The sequence below is a fragment of the Allomuricauda sp. NFXS6 genome, from assembly GCF_040148835.1.
Lineage (GTDB): Bacteria > Bacteroidota > Bacteroidia > Flavobacteriales > Flavobacteriaceae > Flagellimonas.
The window spans coordinates 1-19,396 of the sequence record NZ_JAGEMG010000012.1 but is presented as its reverse complement, the minus strand read 5'-3'; the positions used below and the strand labels follow the sequence as shown (position 1 = coordinate 19,396).

Annotated in this window: 11 protein-coding genes and 2 tRNA genes; 6 read left to right on the top strand and 7 right to left on the bottom strand. The window is 43.4% G+C overall.

The genetic code is table 11. The features are described 5' to 3' along the window. Positions 1 to 172 precede the first annotated feature (172 nt). The 3 genes from mutS to J4E06_RS15750 all read left to right on the top strand — a co-directional run bounded on the left by mutS (position 173) and on the right by J4E06_RS15750 (position 3,078). Positions 173 to 2,788, top strand: coding sequence for a DNA mismatch repair protein MutS (mutS, locus tag J4E06_RS15760; protein WP_349524950.1), 2,616 nt, complete (start codon positions 173 to 175; stop codon positions 2,786 to 2,788). 75 nt (positions 2,789 to 2,863) lie between these two features. Continuing rightward, a tRNA-Gly gene (locus tag J4E06_RS15755) sits at positions 2,864 to 2,936 on the top strand. A 56-nt stretch (positions 2,937 to 2,992) separates the two neighbouring features. After that, a tRNA-Leu gene (locus J4E06_RS15750) sits at positions 2,993 to 3,078 on the top strand. 47 nt (positions 3,079 to 3,125) lie between these two features. Here the strand turns inward: J4E06_RS15750 and J4E06_RS15745 are convergent. Beyond that, positions 3,126 to 4,436, bottom strand: a complete 1,311-nt coding sequence (locus J4E06_RS15745; protein WP_349524949.1) for a serine hydrolase domain-containing protein — start codon at positions 4,434 to 4,436, stop codon at positions 3,126 to 3,128. A 61-nt stretch (positions 4,437 to 4,497) separates the two neighbouring features. Further along, the gene (locus J4E06_RS15740; protein WP_349524948.1) at positions 4,498 to 5,292 is read right to left on the bottom strand and encodes a helix-turn-helix transcriptional regulator; all 795 of its coding nucleotides are present in this window, start codon (positions 5,290 to 5,292) and stop codon (positions 4,498 to 4,500) included. A 174-nt stretch (positions 5,293 to 5,466) separates the two neighbouring features. On the opposite strand from J4E06_RS15740, the gene J4E06_RS15735 reads away from it, so the two are divergent. Next, positions 5,467 to 6,177 (top strand): hypothetical protein, encoded by a 711-nt coding sequence (locus J4E06_RS15735; protein WP_349524947.1) that lies wholly within the window; start codon positions 5,467 to 5,469, stop codon positions 6,175 to 6,177. A gap of 85 nt (positions 6,178 to 6,262) precedes the next feature. Here the strand turns inward: J4E06_RS15735 and J4E06_RS15730 are convergent, their stop codons facing one another. After that, positions 6,263 to 6,973: a gluconate 2-dehydrogenase subunit 3 family protein gene (locus J4E06_RS15730; RefSeq protein WP_349524946.1), complete on the bottom strand. Its 711-nt coding sequence runs from the start codon at positions 6,971 to 6,973 to the stop codon at positions 6,263 to 6,265. A 4-nt stretch (positions 6,974 to 6,977) separates the two neighbouring features. Then, positions 6,978 to 8,702: a GMC oxidoreductase gene (locus J4E06_RS15725; RefSeq protein ID WP_349524945.1), complete on the bottom strand. Its 1,725-nt coding sequence runs from the start codon at positions 8,700 to 8,702 to the stop codon at positions 6,978 to 6,980. A 223-nt stretch (positions 8,703 to 8,925) separates the two neighbouring features. Here J4E06_RS15725 and J4E06_RS15720 point away from each other — a divergent pair, with 223 nt between their 5' ends. Continuing rightward, the gene (locus J4E06_RS15720; RefSeq protein ID WP_349524944.1) at positions 8,926 to 11,301 is read left to right on the top strand and encodes a prolyl oligopeptidase family serine peptidase; all 2,376 of its coding nucleotides are present in this window, start codon (positions 8,926 to 8,928) and stop codon (positions 11,299 to 11,301) included. 325 nt (positions 11,302 to 11,626) lie between these two features. After that, positions 11,627 to 12,871, top strand: coding sequence for an NRAMP family divalent metal transporter (locus tag J4E06_RS15715; RefSeq protein WP_349524943.1), 1,245 nt, complete (start codon positions 11,627 to 11,629; stop codon positions 12,869 to 12,871). Positions 12,872 to 13,119: 248 nt separating this feature from the next. Here the strand turns inward: J4E06_RS15715 and J4E06_RS15710 are convergent, their stop codons facing one another. The 3 genes from J4E06_RS15710 to J4E06_RS15700 all read right to left on the bottom strand — a co-directional run. Then, positions 13,120 to 15,066: an OmpA family protein gene (locus J4E06_RS15710; RefSeq protein WP_349524942.1), complete on the bottom strand. Its 1,947-nt coding sequence runs from the start codon at positions 15,064 to 15,066 to the stop codon at positions 13,120 to 13,122. A 1-nt stretch (position 15,067) separates the two neighbouring features. After that, on the bottom strand, positions 15,068 to 16,039 hold the full coding sequence (locus J4E06_RS15705) for a PorP/SprF family type IX secretion system membrane protein (RefSeq protein WP_349524941.1): 972 nt from the start codon (positions 16,037 to 16,039) through the stop codon (positions 15,068 to 15,070). A gap of 19 nt (positions 16,040 to 16,058) precedes the next feature. Then, positions 16,059 to 19,396: T9SS type B sorting domain-containing protein (locus tag J4E06_RS15700; protein ID WP_349524940.1), on the bottom strand; the 3,338-nt coding region annotated here is incomplete at its 5' end.

Genomic DNA, 19,396 nt, shown 5'->3' with positions numbered 1-19,396 from the left:
AACAACAGATAAACGTTAAGGCGTTTGTTTGACAAAACTCTTAGCAATAGTTTTTGTCACCTTGGGCACAGTAGAAAGTTCAACAAAAACATCTCGACTGCGCTCGATATGACATCGAGTCTTTTAATAAACCCCTACCCGAACAGGGCAAAAGTAACAGAATTAAATCGCTTTGGCAGCCAAGAAGAAGAAAGTAACTCCGTTGATGCAGCAGTACAATACCATTAAGGTGAAACACCCTGATGCCTTGTTGCTGTTCCGTGTGGGCGACTTTTACGAGACCTTTGGGGAAGATGCGGTAAAGGCTGCCAAAATATTGGGCATTATCCTTACCCACAGAAACAATGGAGGGGATAAAACCGAATTGGCAGGGTTTCCCCACCATTCCCTGAACACCTATTTACCTAAATTGGTGAAAGCTGGACAGCGTGTAGCCATTTGCGACCAATTGGAAGACCCCAAACAGACCAAAAGCATTGTAAAACGAGGGGTGACAGAATTGGTAACGCCAGGTGTCGCCCTAAACGATGATATCCTAAACGCCAAGAGCAACAATTTTTTGTGCGCGGTACATTTTGGACGCAACAAATTGGGAGTTTCCTTTTTGGATATTTCCACAGGGGAATACCTGACTTCGCAAGGATCGGTTGAACAGGTGGATAAATTGCTTCAAAATTTTTCGCCAAATGAGGTCTTGATCTCCAAAAACCATAAAAAGGATTTTGTGGAATGTTTTGGCAATCAATTTCATAGTTTCTTTTTGGAGGATTGGATTTTTCAAGAAGATTATGCACAGGAGAGCCTAAACCATCATTTTGGGACAACAACCCTAAAGGGTTTTGGCATCGACCATCTCAACCACGGGATTATTGCTTCGGGTGCAGTACTGCACTATCTGTCCGAAACGCAACATAGTCGATTACAGCACATCAACAAAATACAGCGTATTGCCGAGGAGGAATACGTGTGGATGGACCGTTTTACCATACGGAATCTTGAACTCTATAATTCTTCGCACCAGAATGCGGTGACTTTATTGGACATTATAGACAAGACGATTTCCCCAATGGGAGGCCGACTGCTGAAAAGATGGTTGGCACTTCCCTTAAAAAATGTGGAAAAAATACAGCAACGGCATCAAGTGGTCGCTTATTTAAAAGATGAAGATGAACAACTGAACAAGATTCAGGGCCATATCAAACAAATGGGGGATTTGGAGCGATTGATCTCTAAATTGGCCACAGGTAAAATCAACCCCAAAGAAGTGGTTCAACTCAAAAATTCCCTTGAAGCGGTGGTTCCCATCAAACAATTGGCCCAAAACAGCACCAACGATTCCCTCAAAAATATTGGGGAACGTTTGAACGATTGTGAAGCACTACGCTCAAAAATCAAAGAAATGCTCAACGAAGAGGCCCCAGTGAACATAGCCAAAGGCAATACCATTGCAAAAGGCTATTCCGAAGAACTGGATGAATTACGCGGCCTTGCTTTTTCCGGTAAGGACTATCTGGACAAAATGCTGGAGCGCGAAACCAGGGAAACGGGCATCACTTCGCTAAAAATTGCATCCAATAACGTTTTTGGCTACTACATTGAGGTTCGAAACACGCACAAGGACAAAGTCCCCCAAAGTTGGACACGCAAACAGACCCTAGTCAATGCGGAACGCTACATTACAGAGGAGCTAAAGGAATACGAATCCAAGATTCTAGGCGCTGAAGAACGTATTTACCAACTGGAACAACAACTGTTTGAGCAATTGTTGGTCTGGATGCAGGAATACATTGCTCCCGTTCAGTTGAACGCTCAACTTATCGCACAATTGGACTGCCTTTGCGGTTTTGCCCAACTGGCCCAAGAGAACAACTATGTGGCGCCTGTGGTTAATGATTCCACCGATATTGACATTAAAGAAGGAAGGCACCCCGTTATTGAAAAGCAATTGCCCATTGGTGATGCCTATGTAACGAACGATGTGCTGCTCAATCGTGAAGAACAGCAAATCATCATGATCACGGGCCCGAACATGAGTGGTAAATCGGCTTTGTTACGGCAAACCGCACTTATTGTATTGCTAGCGCAGATGGGAAGCTTTGTGCCCGCATCGGAAGCTAATTTGGGTGTCGTGGACAAAATATTCACGCGTGTCGGGGCCAGTGATAATATTTCGATGGGCGAATCGACCTTTATGGTTGAAATGAACGAAACGGCTTCCATTTTGAACAACCTCTCGGAGCGCAGCTTAGTTTTATTGGACGAGATTGGCCGTGGTACCAGCACTTATGATGGTATTTCTATTGCATGGGCCATTTCCGAATATCTGCACGAACACCCTGCCAAGGCAAAGACATTGTTCGCTACGCACTACCACGAGCTCAATGATATGACCAATACCTTTGGCCGAATCAAAAACTACAATGTTTCCGTAAAGGAATTGGAGAACAATGTTATTTTCTTGCGCAAGTTGGTGCCGGGTGGCAGCGAACACAGTTTTGGAATCCATGTGGCTAAAATGGCAGGTATGCCGCAACAGGTGATTCAAAAAGCGAACAAAATCCTTAAAAAATTGGAAAAATCGCACTCCAGCGAGGAGGTAAGCGACAAGTTACAGGCCTCCCAAAATGAAATGCAGCTAAGTTTTTTCAATTTGGACGATCCTTTGTTAGAAGAAATCAAAGAAGAAATATTGCACTTGGACATTGATACACTGACCCCTGTAGAGGCATTGATGAAGCTTAACGAGATTAAACGACTCTTGGGCAAAAAGAAAAAGGCTTCTTCCTAAAAAAATTCTTTCATTTTAAAAGAAATATTATAAATTTGCATCCGCGCTTGGGCAAAGTGCAGCGTTCTTTAAAATGCGAAAATAGCTCAGCTGGTAGAGCATCACCTTGCCAAGGTGGAGGTCGCGGGTTCGAATCCCGTTTTTCGCTCGACTTCGACTCCGCTCAGTCACCACGGGTGGAGTTTTTTTTTACATAAAAGTCCTGCTCGAGTGGTGGAATTGGTAGACACGCCGGACTTAAAATCCTGTGGGCATTATTGCCCGTGCGGGTTCAAGTCCCGCCTCGAGTACAACAAAAAGCCCTTTTTTAAGGGCTTTTTACTTTCTATCCACCAATTTAATTCCGCTTTCCCTCCACAACTATACCTTTCCAACCCATCAATGCATCGTAAGTGCCAGATTCATTTTTAATGAACTCAAAAGATTCGGCCGCCTTTGGGTTTTCAAAAAATACGGTCGGAGTTTCTGCTTGTAGCTCCCCTATTTTTTCTCCTTCTTGAAAAATGACAAGATGATTGTCTTTGGCCTTTACCTCCAACACCAATCCATCAAAATCGGCAAACATATAAGAACCCTCATACCGCTGAAGCACTTCTGTATCCAAGGTGATGGCTTTTCTGTTGATTTCCTTCGGATATTCCACTGGTTCGGATTTTAAAAGCCGCACCATATCATCAATCGTATCAAAAAAGGGCATTTCATCATAATTGGTCAAGAGTACAAAATCAAAGTCGTTCTCCAAATCACTATAAACTTGGGCGCGGACACCTTTGGACCCACCATCTTTAGCAATGATTCCTTCCTCGTTCTTTAAATATGACGCATAAGGCTCCTGTTTTATATGGTCGAGAAACTTTTTTAAATCATCAACGGTTGAAAACAGCCGTGCCGTTCGGAATTCATCTTGCTGAATATTGTCTACCTTCCATACCAGACTGTCTTTAAGCACATGATTTTGGGCCATATTTTTCACCCTGTCCTGCTTAACAAAAAAATGCGCCCCGCTGGAATCCATGTCCAAGGGGTCAAAAATTTCATCCACTACACATTGCGCAAATGCTTTATCATAGGCTTTGGAAACAATGTTGTACAATATCTCATAGCCTACGTTGGAATACTGGGCATTGGTCCCTGGTGCAAACAAAAGATTCTCTTTTTTGGCCAGATCAACAATTTCATCTGAAGTTAAATCGTATTCCTGCTCTCCTAAACCCGACAATTCCCTGGGCAGCCCAGAACGATGTTCCAACAACATTTGTAACGTAATCGCTTTCCCCTTGGGAAAATCTTCAAAATAATTGATTAAGGTTTGTTCTACGGAAAGCTTCTTTTCCTGCTCCAATTTGGCCACTAAATAATAGGTCATCAATTTGGAAACGGAATGGATATCAAACTGTGTGCTATCGGTAATGTAAGTTGAACTTTGGGGGTCATCATTCAAATTATAGGCTTTTTTTAGGAGCAAGGTATCTTTTTGATAAGCAAGCACAACCCCGTTGAATTCTTGCAACTCCGTAAGTTTGGTAAAATAGGTGTCCACAGAATCCTTTACCGCTTCCATTTTCGATGAAAGCTGCACATCCCTTTTCCTGTCCTCAAGGCAGCTTGTGGACAGAAGCACCATCAAAACAATCAAATAATTCCGCATAATCAATTAGTTTGTGCAAAGAAGGCCTATTCTCCTTTGAAATAATTGTAAAAATGGAAACTCATGCATGGCGCAGCAGAAACTCGGGCAAATTATTGAAAAACTGTAATGGTTTTACCCCACACACCTTTTTAAAGTCGTTGATAAAATGCGCTTGATCAAAATACCCATAATCGTAGCTAAGTTGTGTTAGGGAGACATCGGGATTTTTGGCCCTGAACCTGACCAAGTCCAATATGCGCACCGTGATAATGAATTTCTTAAGTGGATACATCACTTCTTTTTTAAAGACTTTCCCCAAATACTGTCTGGATTTGTTGAAATCTTCACTCAGTTGGTTCACCGTTACTTTTCCTTGTTTTTCATAAATATAATTGCATAGTTCCCGCACCAGTTCCATCGAGGGTGTCAATTCAACCATTTTGTCCGTCATAAATTGCTCGGCCAACGAAAACTTATCCGGCACCCCTTCGGTTTCAAAAACTTTTTCATGAAAAGACAGCAACTGCACATCAGCAATATCAACAACACCCGACTTTTGCAAAGATGAAAAGAAGTGAGCGTTGGCCCAAGGCTGTAACTTTACAGTGAAAAAAGTAAGCGAATCCGCTGCTTCAATTCGATAGGGCGGTGTTACAAGGTGAATGGTAAAAACCTTGCTGCGAATAGCAACTTTCCGTGAGTCCTCGCCAAAATAAAAAGCACCCGAGGCCTCCTTAAAAAACACGAGGTCATAACAGCAATCATCAATGACCGGAATACGCCTAGGCTCGACGTTGGCATCCAATTGAAGGTAATAACATTCCTTAAAAATAGCCCCCAGAGTTTCATTAGGTTGATGTGCTGAAATAATCATATTGACAAAAATAATATTTACACTTTTTCGACCATTTGCTCTTGCAGCTTATTTTAAGTCAACCCAAAAGACCCATTCATCAATTGAAACATGGTACAGGTCAATCATTACCCTCTTCAAACTACCATAACCAATACATTTACACCTTATTAAACTATAATTTTTAAAAAAACTATGAAAATCACTAAATTATTCGGTTTGGCCTTATTGGCCTTGAGTATCTCCATAATTTCCTGCACTGGAGAAGACGGAACAGATGGTATAAACGGCATTGATGGGGCCGATGGAATAAACGGACAAGATGGGGCCGATGGACAAAATGGTCAGGATGGGGCCGATGGCGAGGGTTTTGATGAAATGACACAATATGGTTTTATTACCATGAACTTACAGGGCACAAGACCAGACGGCGTAGCCCTTGAAGATTCCTCTACATTTAAGTTCACTCCCTTAGGCGGGGAAGTATTTCAGGAAGGATTCAACACTGTCACTATCCAGCAACTGCCCGACAATACGGTTTATGGATTTAAGATGATACGTTTTATATCAGCTCCTGAGAATATTTATAATGCAAATGCTGTGATCTTTTACTTGTCGTTTGCCAACTTAGGTGAAGAAAATGAAGAATTTCTGAATGCCTCAATGACACTTAATGATTATACCGTAATTGGGGAAGACAATAAATTCTTTGTGATGAATGATTATTTTGAATCGGGCGGAGCAGGGGTCTCCGATTTTGAGTTCACCGACATGGCTTTTGATGCCGGGACCAACCACCTTACCTTTTCTTATTCGTTTATGGTAACTGATGACCAAAACGATTCGGGACATGAACTTACCGTAATGGGTGAGGTAGATGTATACCTTTTGGAAGAAATACAATAAATAGGTTGAGGGTTTACTTCATTTTAAACTCCAATAAAAAAGCCCATATCAAAAGTATGGGCTTTTCACATTCAACTTTTTAAGCCTACGTGAGCAGGTTTCCGTCCTCATCCCATTCGGCAATTACGCCTCGTTTGCTTTGATCCACACATTTGGCCAGCCATTCCTCGTCGTAAGATACGCCGTGCTGTTCCAAAACATCTTCCGGGACCCCATCCCAAACATTGGGCTGGTTGCCTTTATAACCGATTTCCTCGATTCCAATTTTTGAAGTATAAAAGCCAGTCATAGTAAGGTTGCGAACCAGAGAGAAGAAATTCACCTCAAAGGGGCGTTCATTGCTTGGAGTCTCGGGGTCGTAATAAGCAATCCCGTCCAAAATGGCCTTCTGCTGTTCTTCGGTAGCTTTTATAAACTCCATTCCGTACTCCGTGTTGCTCTTGTGGTCCAGCCACATAATACCACCACGGATATCGGGCTGTAAGGTCTCCTCGTCCTTGGACATAAACTCGATAAAGCCTACCACATCGGCATCGGATGCTCCTTTGTATTCCTCTGAAGGGGGCAATATAAGGTCGCAGAGAACGGTCAATGTTTCCACTTCATGGGAATTCAGAAACTGTTCGTCCTGTAGTTCGTTGATCAGTTCAGATTCCAAAGGAACCCGCCCAGGATAGGTGATCTTCGGTGCCTCCACCAGTTCCGTCCCTTCCGTAGCGGGTTTGCATCCGTGTATGGCCAATCCACCGGCCACGGAACCCAGTACTATCGATTTTAAACTTTTTCTTCTGTCCATGTCCTTAAATGTTTTGTTGTTTCAGTTGCTCCACAATATATTCCGAGGCCCTCATGGAGAGTGCCAAAATTGTCCAGGTACAGTTCTTGTCCGCCTGCGATACGAAAGGTCCAGCATCCACGATGAACACATTGTCAACATCGTGCAATTGCTGGTATTTGTTCGTTACGGATGTCCTGGGGTCATCTCCCATTCTAGTTGTTCCAACCTCGTGGATAATGTTTCCAGGGTTGTGCAAACCATAATTGATGTCTTTACCTGGTTTTTCACCCATAAACTCACCACCCATATTAACCAAGATTTCCTCAAAGGTATCCTGCATATGTTTGGCCTGGTTGATTTCGTACTGGCTCCATTTGTAGTTGAACCGCAGCACGGGGATACCGAACTCGTCTACCGTGGTCGGGTCTATCTCGCAGTAATTCTCTTTTCGGGCGATGGATTCACCTCGGCCCGCCATTCCAACAACGGCCCCATAGTATTTTTTGGCATCGCTTCTGAGCACATCGCCATAACCGCCCACTTTGGTGCCAAAGAACTTGTTGAACTCATTCACGTTAAAGCCAAATCCATAACTGGGCATTCCCATACCTCCCCATACTTCAATATGGTAACCTCTTGGAAAATCCAACTTGGAGTTATCGCCCCACCAAGGAGAATACACATGCATACCTCCTACTCCATCTTCGTTATAGGATACTTTGCGGTTCATCAAATCAGGGATAAAAGCAGCCCTGTCCGCTCCAGTGGAATCGTGCAGGTACCTGCCCACAATGTCGCTGCTATTGCCCAATCCGTTGGGATGCTGCTTGCTCTTGGAGTTCAACAGGATTCGCGCCGAACTACAGGCAGAGGCTCCCAGTACCACCACTTTTCCCTTCAGCTTATATTCTTTTCTATCTTCCTTGTTGATGTAGGATACGCCCGTGGCCTTTCCTTCATCGTCCGTGGTGACTTCACGAACCATACAGTTCACGAAAAGGTCGATCTGGCCCCCATTTTTCTGCGCTGGGAAAATCAAACAGGTGCCTGACGAGAAATCGGCATATACCTGACAGGCTCGATTACATTGCCCACAGTAGAAGCACACACCGCGATCGTTGTTTATTTTTTTGGTGAGCATCGACATCCGAGAGGGATACACCGGAATATTGCTCTTCCGCGCCCCTTTGATGTAGAATAACTCGTGAAGCCTTGGCTTTGGTGGTGGTAAAAAGAACCCGTCTGGATCATTGGGCAGGCCTTCGTTGGTGCCGAAAACCCCGATCATCTTGTCCACCTTATCGTAATATGGCTTCACATCATCATAACTGATAGGCCAGTTGTCGCCGTGGCCGTCCTCATCTTTATGCTTAAAGTCCTTTGGTCCAAAGCGGAGTGAAATCCTTCCCCAGTGGTTGGTACGCCCACCCAGCATCCTCGATCGGAACCATTCAAACTTGGTCCCATTTTTTTGGGTATAGGGCTCACCTTCGATGTCCCAACCACCGTAAGCGGCATCAAAATCCCCAAAGGGTCGGAACTTTGTGCTTTTACCTCTCCTTGGGCTCTCGTAGGGCCATTTCAACTGGGTCTGGTGTTCCGGCATGGCCGGATCATAAAAAGGACCGGCCTCGACTACGGCTACTTTTAACCCAGACTCCGAAAGCACTTTGGCGGCCATACCGCCACCTGCTCCAGAGCCCACAATAATGGCATCGTAGACCGTGGAATTCTCTATAATCTGCATGGATATAAGTTTGGTTTAGTTTTATTTTGCTTTAAATCAACTCATTACCCTATAATCGAAAAGGGATAAATTGATATTTTGTGCACCTAGTGCGTTTTAAAGATACTTTTTCCATGAATAAAAACAGGAAGTTTTATCAAATTTTCATTTTAATAGTTGATAATATAAACTCATCAAAATACCCGATATTTGAAGAACGAACCCCCTAAACCTCGGGATAATTATGGGAAGATTTTTTACGCCATTCGTACTTTTTCTTATCACTTTGAACACTTTGTTTGCTCAAAAGGGAAACATCTCTACCTTAAAAATCAAAGATATTATGCAGGGAGATGACTTTGTCGGGCATAGGCCGGGCAGCCCCTATTGGTCCACCGATGGAAAAACCTTGTACTTTGATTGGAATCCGAACAATACAATGAGCGATTCGCTATATGCTTACTCCGTTGCCAGTAAAAACATTGAAAAAGTGGGCTTTTTGGAGGCCAACGCACTTCCCTCACCTAGATTAACATACAACCAGGCAAAAACGGAAGCCGTATATTCCAAAAATGGAGATATCTTCCTGCTGGAGACGGACACCTATCAATCCAGACCCATAACCAAAACGCAAGAAAGGGAAAGCAATCCACATTTTACCGATGATGGAAAAAGCATTGCCTTTGTGAAAGATGGAGCGCTTTATACTTGGAAAATAGATTCGGGGTTGATAGAACAGAAAACTCACTTTGTAAAATCCAAAAACGGTGAGCCGCAGCGCGATTCCAAGGATGAATGGCTCTACCAAGATCAGTTGGATATTTTTGATGTATTGCAAGAGCGCAAGGCAAAAAAGGATGCTGGCGAGCAGATCAGTAAAAAACTGGAGGCCTTGGAACCTTTGGAAATTGAAACGGGCGGGAAACAAGTTATCGGCCTTGAAATGGATCCTTCTGGATCATACGTTACCTACATACTGATGGACAGACCGGATACCAAAGGAACCATAGTCCCTCATTTTGTTACGGAATCCGGCTATACGGAAGACCAAAATACCCGTTCCAAGGTAGGTGATGAACCCACACAATACGAAATGTTTGTTTATGATGTGGACAACCGTAAAAATTATCCCGTGGTTTTGGATAATCTGGAAGGATTGGATTACGTGCCAGAATACACCAAAGACTACCCGGACAAAATCTATGAAAATGATGATCGCATCGGTTATATCAATGGTCCAACTTGGAACACGGATGGCAGTAAAGCCATTTTGGATATTCAGGCCAATGATTATAAGGACAGATGGATTGTGCTACTGGACCCTAAAACCGGGACTGTGGAACAATTGGACCGTCAACATGATGAGGCTTGGATTGGAGGGCCAGGCATAGGCCGCTACCGAGGGGGAGATTTGGGATGGATGCCCGATGACAAGAAAATTTGGTTTATGTCTGAAAAAACAGGGTATTCCCATTTGTACACCATGGACATCAACAACAAAAAAGTCAAAGCCTTGACCTCCGGAGCATTTGAAATTTATGATGTTGCTCTATCCAAGGATAAGAGTAGATGGTATTTTACTTCCAACAAAACACATCCTGGTGACCGTCAATTTTATAGCATGCCACTCAAAGGTGGCAAATGGGAAAAATTGACCGACATGATCGGTAGAAATGACGTGGTGCTATCCCCAAGCGAGGATAAAATGGCAATACTCTACTCCTACTCCAACAAACCTACGGAATTGTTCATTAAAGATAATCCTATTGAGACTAGTGGAACCCCCAAAGTAGAGCAAATTACCAATTCCAATACTGATGACTTTAATGCCTACGATTGGAAGGATCCGGAAATTATCACCTTCAACGCATCCGATGGCGCAGAAGTCCACGCCAGATTGTATCAACCCGAAGCTTCGGTTAAAAACAAGGCCGCTGTGATTTTTGTGCACGGCGCAGGTTACCTTCAGAATGCGCACAAGTGGTGGAGTTCCTATTTTAGAGAGTATATGTTCCACAACCTTTTGGTAGACAATGGCTATACCGTTCTTGATATTGATTACCGTGGCAGTGCTGGTTACGGTAGAGATTGGCGCACGGGTATTTACCGTCATATGGGAGGCAAGGATTTATCCGACCAAGTGGACGGTGCCAAAATGTTGATGGATGAACACGATATTGATGCAGATAAAATCGGTGTTTACGGTGGTTCCTACGGGGGATTTATTACCTTAATGGGAATGTTCAATGCTCCCGAGACTTTTAGTGCCGGAGGGGCGATACGTTCCGTTGGCGACTGGGCCTCATACAACCATGGCTATACCGCTAGAATCTTGAATACACCGGCAACGGATAGTTTGGCGTACAAACGCAGTTCGCCCATCTATTTTGCCGATGGTTTACAAGGCGACTTGTTGATTCTGCACGGTATGGTGGATGACAATGTGCATTTTCAGGATATGGTTCGGCTATCGCAACGTTTGATAGAGCTCGGCAAAGAAAATTGGGAAATGGCTGTTTATCCTGTGGAGCGGCACGGTTTTGTGGAGCCCAGCAGTTGGACGGACGAGTACACCCGTATCTTTAAATTGTTCCAAAAATCACTTTTGGGGAAGGAGTAAATATTTTTGGTGTCATACTGAACTTGTTTCAGTATCTCATCCCACTGAATATGAGCATCCTTATGTGACCCTGAAACAGGTTCAGGGGGTGACGTTGTCAATTTTTTGACGCATAGCGGATATTTAAAAAATAGTATTGAACATAGGTTTTTCATCAACAATAAATTTGTTCTCGACCTGCCTGCCGGCAGGTATTTTTCCTAAAGGAAAAACTCGAACTGACATTTCCCTTTAATCTATTTCCGCATAGCCGTGTTGCATATCATCTGTAGATTTTTCAGTAAAAAAACATATCTTCCTGCCTGAAAATTAACAAACAAGCTTCATGAAGGCACTGTTAAAAGCACTCGGCCCTGGACTATTGTTTGCCAGTATGGCCATTGGCACCTCACATTTGGTGCTATCCACAAAGGCAGGGGCACAATACGGATGGGTGATGGTGATTCCCATTATTTTGGCGAACCTGCTCAAGTACCCATTTTTCGAATTTGGCATCAGATATACCACAGTTACGGAAAAAAGCCTGGTTCAGGGCTATGCCAACTTGGGCAAAACCTATTTGTGGATATATGCCTTGATCACCCTGATTTCCACCTTTACCATTTTAGCGGCGCTTTATGTAGTAACGGCTGGTTTGTTTATGAATTTGTTTGATGTGACCTCCGTTGGAGCTGGGGCCATCTCATTTGGCCTCTTTCTTTTTATTAGCCTACTGTTGATCATAGGAAAATACCAATTTTTGGAACACTCGCTGAAAGCAGTGATATCTATTCTTTTTGTTGCCTTATTGGTCACAACGGTGATGGTGCTGCAAAAAGGTCCCGTACCCAATACCGAATCGTACCAGAGACCCGAAATTTTTAATGAGGTCGGTATTTTGTTTTTGATCGGCTTGGTCGGATGGATGCCCACGGCCGTAGAGGCATCGGGCTGGGTGAGTCTTTGGAGCATGGAAAACCTAAAGACCATGAAAAACAAACCCTCGCTTAAACTGGCCCTGCAAGAATTTAATGTAGGTTATATTTTAACGGGCGTTTTGGCTGTATTCTTTATGATAATCGGTTGGATGACCCTGTATGGTACGGGAACAGAACTCAGTGGCAACGGGGTGGTTTTTGCCGATCAGTTGGTAAACCTCTTTACAACCCATATCGGAAGTTGGGCCTACTTTTTTATTGCGATAGCTGCCTTTGCCACCATGTTCAGCACCTGTATGACGGCTCACGATGCTGTCTCCAGGGTGAGCTTGGATGTGCTACAAAAACTATATCCAAAGAAAAACATCTACAACAAAAAACATGCTTACGCCCTGATGGTTATTGTAATGGCCTGGATCAATTGGATCGTGATAAGTCTGTTCAGTGCCAATATGGGCAAACTCGTGGCACTGGCCACTTTTGTGTCCTTTGTTTTTGCTCCATTGTTGGGGTGGATGAATTTAAAGACAGTTACCGGGAAAGATGTTCCCAAGGTGCATCGACCAAAAATGGGTCTTAAAATCCTTACCTATTGCGGAATGATTTTCCTTTCACTGTTTGCGCTCTATTATTGTTGGATGCTGTTGCTATAACCCATTCTGCATTATGATTGAAATCTGTCAGTTCGAGTGATTTTTTGGTGGTTGAGCCCTTCGACTATGCTCAGGATAAACTAAAGTCGAAACCAAAGATAAATCGTACCTGCCTGCCAGCAGGCAGGTCGAGAACCAGAATTTCAAGTCAAAAACCTATTCTCGATACAAAATTCCTTTGGAATTTTACTCGAATTGACGGCTTTTGGCCTATGATTCCTCCAAAATAGAAAAAGGTTTAATATAGTTTAATCAAACAGCACATTATCATTAAGGACCACAATCAAAGAACGCTGGTTTTTTTTGTGCAGTGTTTCCAAACAGAATACGCCATTGGTGCAATTGTTCAAGATTTTATCCTCTCCATAACCTACGGAATACAAAATATTGGTTGCAGGTACCCCTTGTTCCACCAAGTATTTTTTAATGGCATCGGAGCGGGCTTGGGTCAGTCGAAAATTGGTACTGCTCCCTCCCCTACTGTCCGTATACGTTTCAATTCTGAGTTGGGCACGGGGAAAAGCTTTTACAAAATCAATGACTTTGGCAAGCTCGTTTTTGATATCATCCGTTAGTTGTGTGGAACTGGTCTTAAAATAAAAATCGTCCATCTTCACCACCTTCTGGCCTTCACGTTCTTCCACTAAATCATTGTAAAAAGAGATGGGTACATCAAAAGTGCCGTTTTGTGAGGCATCCAGCTCATCTTGGCTGAATTTTTTAATATATCTTGAATAACGTTCTTTTGTAGCATCCAGAATCAACTCGGATTCGTATGGGATTTCAAGCCTATATTGACCTTCCTCATCCGAAGTAGTCTCGGCCAACATTTCCCCGTTCATATCCCAAAGACTTACTTTTGTATTGGGAACTATTTCGGACGCACTGCTCGCATTCACAACGGTACCTTTAAAGGTAATGGTTTTAAGCCCCGGTTTTTCGTCTACCTTAAAGCCATAAATATCATCCTTTCCCTTACCCCCTTCACGGTTCGATGCAAAATACCCCAAGAGGCCATCTCCATCATTTCTAATGATCAAACCAAAATCATCGAATTCGGTATTAATGGGCGCTCCCAAATTAATAGGGATTCCAAAGCCTTCTCCTTCAATATTGGATTTGTAAATATCCATTCCTCCGAGACCATAAAACACATCCGAAGCAAAATAAAAGCTGTTCTCGAAAATATAGGGGGCAATCTCGTTGCCCGACGAATTGATTCGTGGTCCTAAATTGATCGGGGCGGACATTACCTGTCCGTTGTTCGTGTACACAAAATAAATATCCGTTCCTCCGTAGCCATCTTCAAAATCGGCAGAAAAGTAGAGTTTCCCGCTGGTATCATCATAAAATGGATAATAAAAGGAGGTACTCAAATCCTTTAGCAACAATTGGTAGGAACCTCCAATGGTTTGTTTTGCAATGGCCAGGGCGTTTTTACCATTTTCATCAAAGGCAAGTTCCCCATCTTGGGTGTTGGACAACACATAAAACACCCCATTTAGTTTGGACGAATAGGAAGGTGTAGCCTCGTGATAATCCGTCTCCTGCAATTCCTGAAAAGTTTGCAAAGCGGCGATTTGGCCCGTTGGTTGGATATCAGCCTCATAAATATTGAAATATCCCTCGTTGCCAGGTTCGTAGCGTAATTTTTTGTTGACTTGACGCCCGCTGGAAAACAACAGCTTATTATTGTAAAAACTGGGGGCAAAATCCGTTTGGGGACTATTCCCGTCCAAATTAAAGATTTCATAATCCAACTGATTCTTATCCGCACCATTTTCCAACAACTGATTGTTGAACTCCATGTTCTCCATAAGTTCCTTTGGAAAACTTGATGATACATTGGCTAAAAAATCTCCTTTACCTTCGAAATTCGGACTTTTTGATAGGCTCTGCAACATTTTATTGTAATGGTGCGAATCCATCAAAGTGTCCTGATCATAAATCTTCATATAGGCCTCCGAGGCCTTATCGTAACTGTTGGTTTCAAAATAGGCGTCCGCAAGGTTCAGGAATTGTTGTTTGGTCAAAATACCTTCAGAAAGTTCCTTTTCGTATGCATTGATCGCTTTTTGATATTCGTATTGAAAAAAGAAAACATCTCCTTCGGATTTCTTTTTTTGGGCGAAACAGAAAACCACGGCCAGTAAGGCTGTCCAAAGTGCTATATGTATTTTTTTTGTTTGGTTCATGTTAGAAAAATCTTGGGGAATCTATCTGTTTTCCTTTATTATTTGATTTTTTGTTCTTTGATTTATTCTTTCCAGAACCAAAACCGCCTCTTCCTATATAAAATTTTAGAATGGCCTCGTGAGAACCACCACTGAACTCTCCTAAATTGTTGGTATTGTAATCGTAGGAATATCCGATAAACATTCCATTGGAGATCTGAAATCCAGCCAGTCCACTTACGGCATTATCCAATCTGTAGGAAGCTCCAACGGTCAATGCATCGATAAACTGAAAATTGGCGGATAGATTTACCGTTACCGGAGAGCCCTGTAGATAATTCACCAAAAAGGCAGGTTTAAACTTGGTTTGCTCACCTAACTCGAACACATATCCACCAATAACATTTAATTGCATATAATCTTCCACAATGGTGGCTACTTCGTCATTATAAAGTTCATCAGTCAAAAAATTGGGAACAGAAGCCCCTAAATACCATTCTTCTTTGTGGTACATAAAAAGTCCTGCACCCACAGTCGGATAGAAATTACTATAATTCCCTCCTAAGATGGAACCGTCCGATGGGTCTTCAAAAGTACCTTTGGAATAATCAATATTCAAGGACGAACCTCCTGCATTAATTCCAAAGGACAGCTTGGTTTCTTCTGACAATTGAATTTGGTAGGAATAGGCAACATCAAAATAGGTTTGTGTGGATGGTCCAAGTACATCGTTCACAATATTGATGCCCAATCCCATTTTCTCATTGTTGAAAGGAATGTTGGCACCCCCGCGAATGGTGGTAGGCGCCCCCGGAATATCTACCCATTGTGCACGGTACAATCCAATAATTTCCGGGCTCTCCACAGTACCCACGTAGGCAGGGTTAAAACTACCGATATTGTACATGTACTGGGTATATTGTGGTTCTTTTTGGGCATGGGCAAAGCCCACGGTCATTAGCAACCCAAGAAACAAAATTCTATATATAGGCAAAGTTTTTTTATTTGGCATCTTAGTTGTTCCTTACAATTTGAATCCACCCTTTTACCACATCCGTTCCATCTCCATTAAGATCCAGAATATAGAAATAGGTGCCTTTGGGCAAATCTCCGTTCTTACCTGTTCCGTCCCACGAACTGTCGTACCCGTTCATTTGGAAAACACTGTTGCCGTAGCGATCGAAAACTTCGAACGAATTATTTGGATAACTTGTGTGGTCCACAAGGGTCAATGTATCGTTGCGTCCGTCTCCATTGGGAGAAAAGATGGTGCAAATGGTTCCTGGGTCTTCACATCCGCTTCGGTTAACCACGACCTCCGCTGTATCGGCATTGTTTTCCGGAAATCCATCATTAGGAAAGGAGGACAAAAGACTCGCTGTATTTTCCAAGGTTCCAGATTCATTTACTGATACCGAAATCTCGAGGCTAACCACCTCTTCAGCATCAAGTTCATCAATGATCCATTCTCCTGTGGTTTCATCATAACTTCCTTTGGAAGGAGTACTGGATTCATATTCAAACCCATTGCCCAAAAGGTCGCTCACCACAATATCCAACACCCTATCCATGGTGGTATTTTCCACAGTAATGGTAAAGGTGATATTGGAGTTCAACAACACTTCCGTTTCGTTCACTTCTTTAGTAATCGCCAAATCTATATCCACCGGATTACATTCCGGGGTCAAGAAAGGATCACAAGCATCCAAAGGATCGGTTGCATTTTCAGGTACGGCATCGGTATCTGGATCATCCGTTACCAATACTTCTTCGCCATCAGTCAGGCCATCGCCATCCGTATCGGGATCATTGGGGTCGGTGCCCAGGGTAATTTCTTCTCCATCGGTAAGACCATCACCGTCAGTATCCACGGTACAATCACTTACCGAAATGGTCACTTGCACCGATGTTGGTGTGCAAGGAGCTTCTGCCGTAGTCGTATATTCAAACACATAAACACCAGATGGCAACCCTTCAAAATCCACATTGTTTTCTGAACCAATGCTTAAATCCCCATTGGATGGGTCCGTAATTATGGTCCAAGTCCCAGGGTCTGCTCCCGTAAGGGTATTATCCAGATCTATTACATTGGGTCCTCCGTTACCTGCTACATTACAGGCAGTGGTATTTGCTGCAGTGCCTGTGTTTGGAGTATCGGTAATGGTGGCAACTACTTCCACTCTTTCGGATTCACATCCGTTGGCGGAAGCTGCAACATAAAAAGAGGTTGTTTCGGTCAAAGTGTTTGTTGTATATGTAGCACTTGTACCAACAATGTTTCCTCCTGTTGGAGCATCATACCATCTATAGCTAATTGTACTATCGTCCACTACCGATGCACTTGCCGTTAAGGTCAAGGCAGCCGAACCACAACTGGAATCACCGGTGGTTGTGTCAATGGTCGGGGTAAAGTTACGTACCAAGGTAATGGCCAATACAGGGCTACCGCAATCGTTCGCATCATCGTAGTAAAAACCGTAATAAGTTCCCGGCTCCACCACATCGCCACTATTTAGATGCGCCCCTGTTTCCGAAGGTTGTGAACTAGTGCTCCAAATGAGGGTTGTCCCTGCCGGAGCAGTACTGGAAACAAATCCGTTCAAATCGGTGTTTACTTCGTCGCAAAATTCTATGGTGGTATCGTCTCCGTTAAAGGTAGGAGCCGTATCTCCAGCATCGCAAGGACCGGAACAATCGTCAACAGTAACCACCAATTCCACTGCTTGGTCTGCACAAGTTCCTTGTGCCGTTGCCGTATAAGTAAAAATATAATCTCCTTCGGGTTGGCCATCAAAATTGACAATGTTACTACCATCAATTGTAATGGAAGAACCAGGCTGTGGATCGGTCAAAGTCCATAATCCCGGGTCAGCATCTATTGATAATCGATCATCCAAATCAAGAATAGTATTACCATTATTGGAATCAGCACAACGAGACACCCCGGTCGTGGTTCCAGGATTGGGTTCTTCGTTTACCGATAGAATTACTTCAACCGTTGGGCTTGCACAATCGTTTAAACTATCGTAGTAAAATCCGTAATAGGTGTTTTGATTGATCACTTGGCTGCCCGTAATCACACTGGATCCTAAATGATCGCCTGTTTGACTGGTATCCGGATTGGTACTCCATACCAGTTGTGCTGTGACATCTACATAGTCGTTCAAGTCTTGGGTGAAATCATTGAAGGCTTCAACACAAAATTGGGTGCCAGTGTCGTTAAGAACAGGTGCATCCGTGCCTGCGGCACAGGAATCATCATTGATTATTGTAACGGTAGCTGTATCAGAAATATCAATAGTAAAGGATGTACCACCTAAACCAGACATTGAAACTTCCAAGGTTTCGTCCACTTCGATTAATGCATCAGCAGTTGGAATAACATCAAAAGTCTGTACTTCGCCCACATTCCCTGCAAATGTTAACGTTTCGGTGACCGATGTATAATCAGAACTAGCGGTTGTCGCTGTATCATCAGCTGAAGAAACATTAACTGTAAACCCACCTGCGACTTCGTTGTTTAACGTTGCAGAAACTGTAATGGGGCCATCATCTTCATTTCCGCTGGCATCTGCAATGGTAACCGAAGCACTGTCATTATCTGCGTTTACCACAGAAACTTGTTGTGGTGAAACACCTATATAAGATAGCGCACTGTTCAGCACATCAACACTTACCGTTACATCAAAAGCTTGAGAACCATCGACAATGGCATCGTCCACACCTGTAACAGTCACTTCTTGTGGTGTATCCCAATTTCCTGTTGTGAATGTAAGGGAAGATGGTGATACAGTGGCCTCCCCAGTATCTCCGGATACAATATCCAAAACCACATCGTTAATTGGAGGCTGCCTATTCAACACAACCGTAAAGTTATCTGTAGTTCCTGTCTCAGAGGTTGCTGTATTCCCTGCGGACTCTACTATGGTAAACCCGGCAATATCGTCATCGGTGTTTTCAACTGAAACATTATCAGACAACCCATCGAAAGCGTCGTCACTAGAACCATTATTTACACTGACTAACACATTGTAAGTTACGGTTTGATCTATAATAAAATCATCAACCCCTGTTACTGTAACGGCCTGTGGGGTGTCCCAATTGGCTGCTGTAAAGGTTAAGGTTATAGGTGAAACCGTTCCCTCGGTGGTATCTCCTGAAGAGATATCAAAAACAACGTCTGTCGCTGGCTGCGTGTCCAAGACTACCGTGAAAGTGTCGGTAGTGCCCGTCTCCGAGGTGGCCGTGGCACCGCCCTCCTCCACAATGGTGAACCCGGCTATATCGTCGTCCGCGTTGTCGACGGATACCGTTTGGGGGGCCAAACCATCAAAGGCATCGTCGCTGTTCG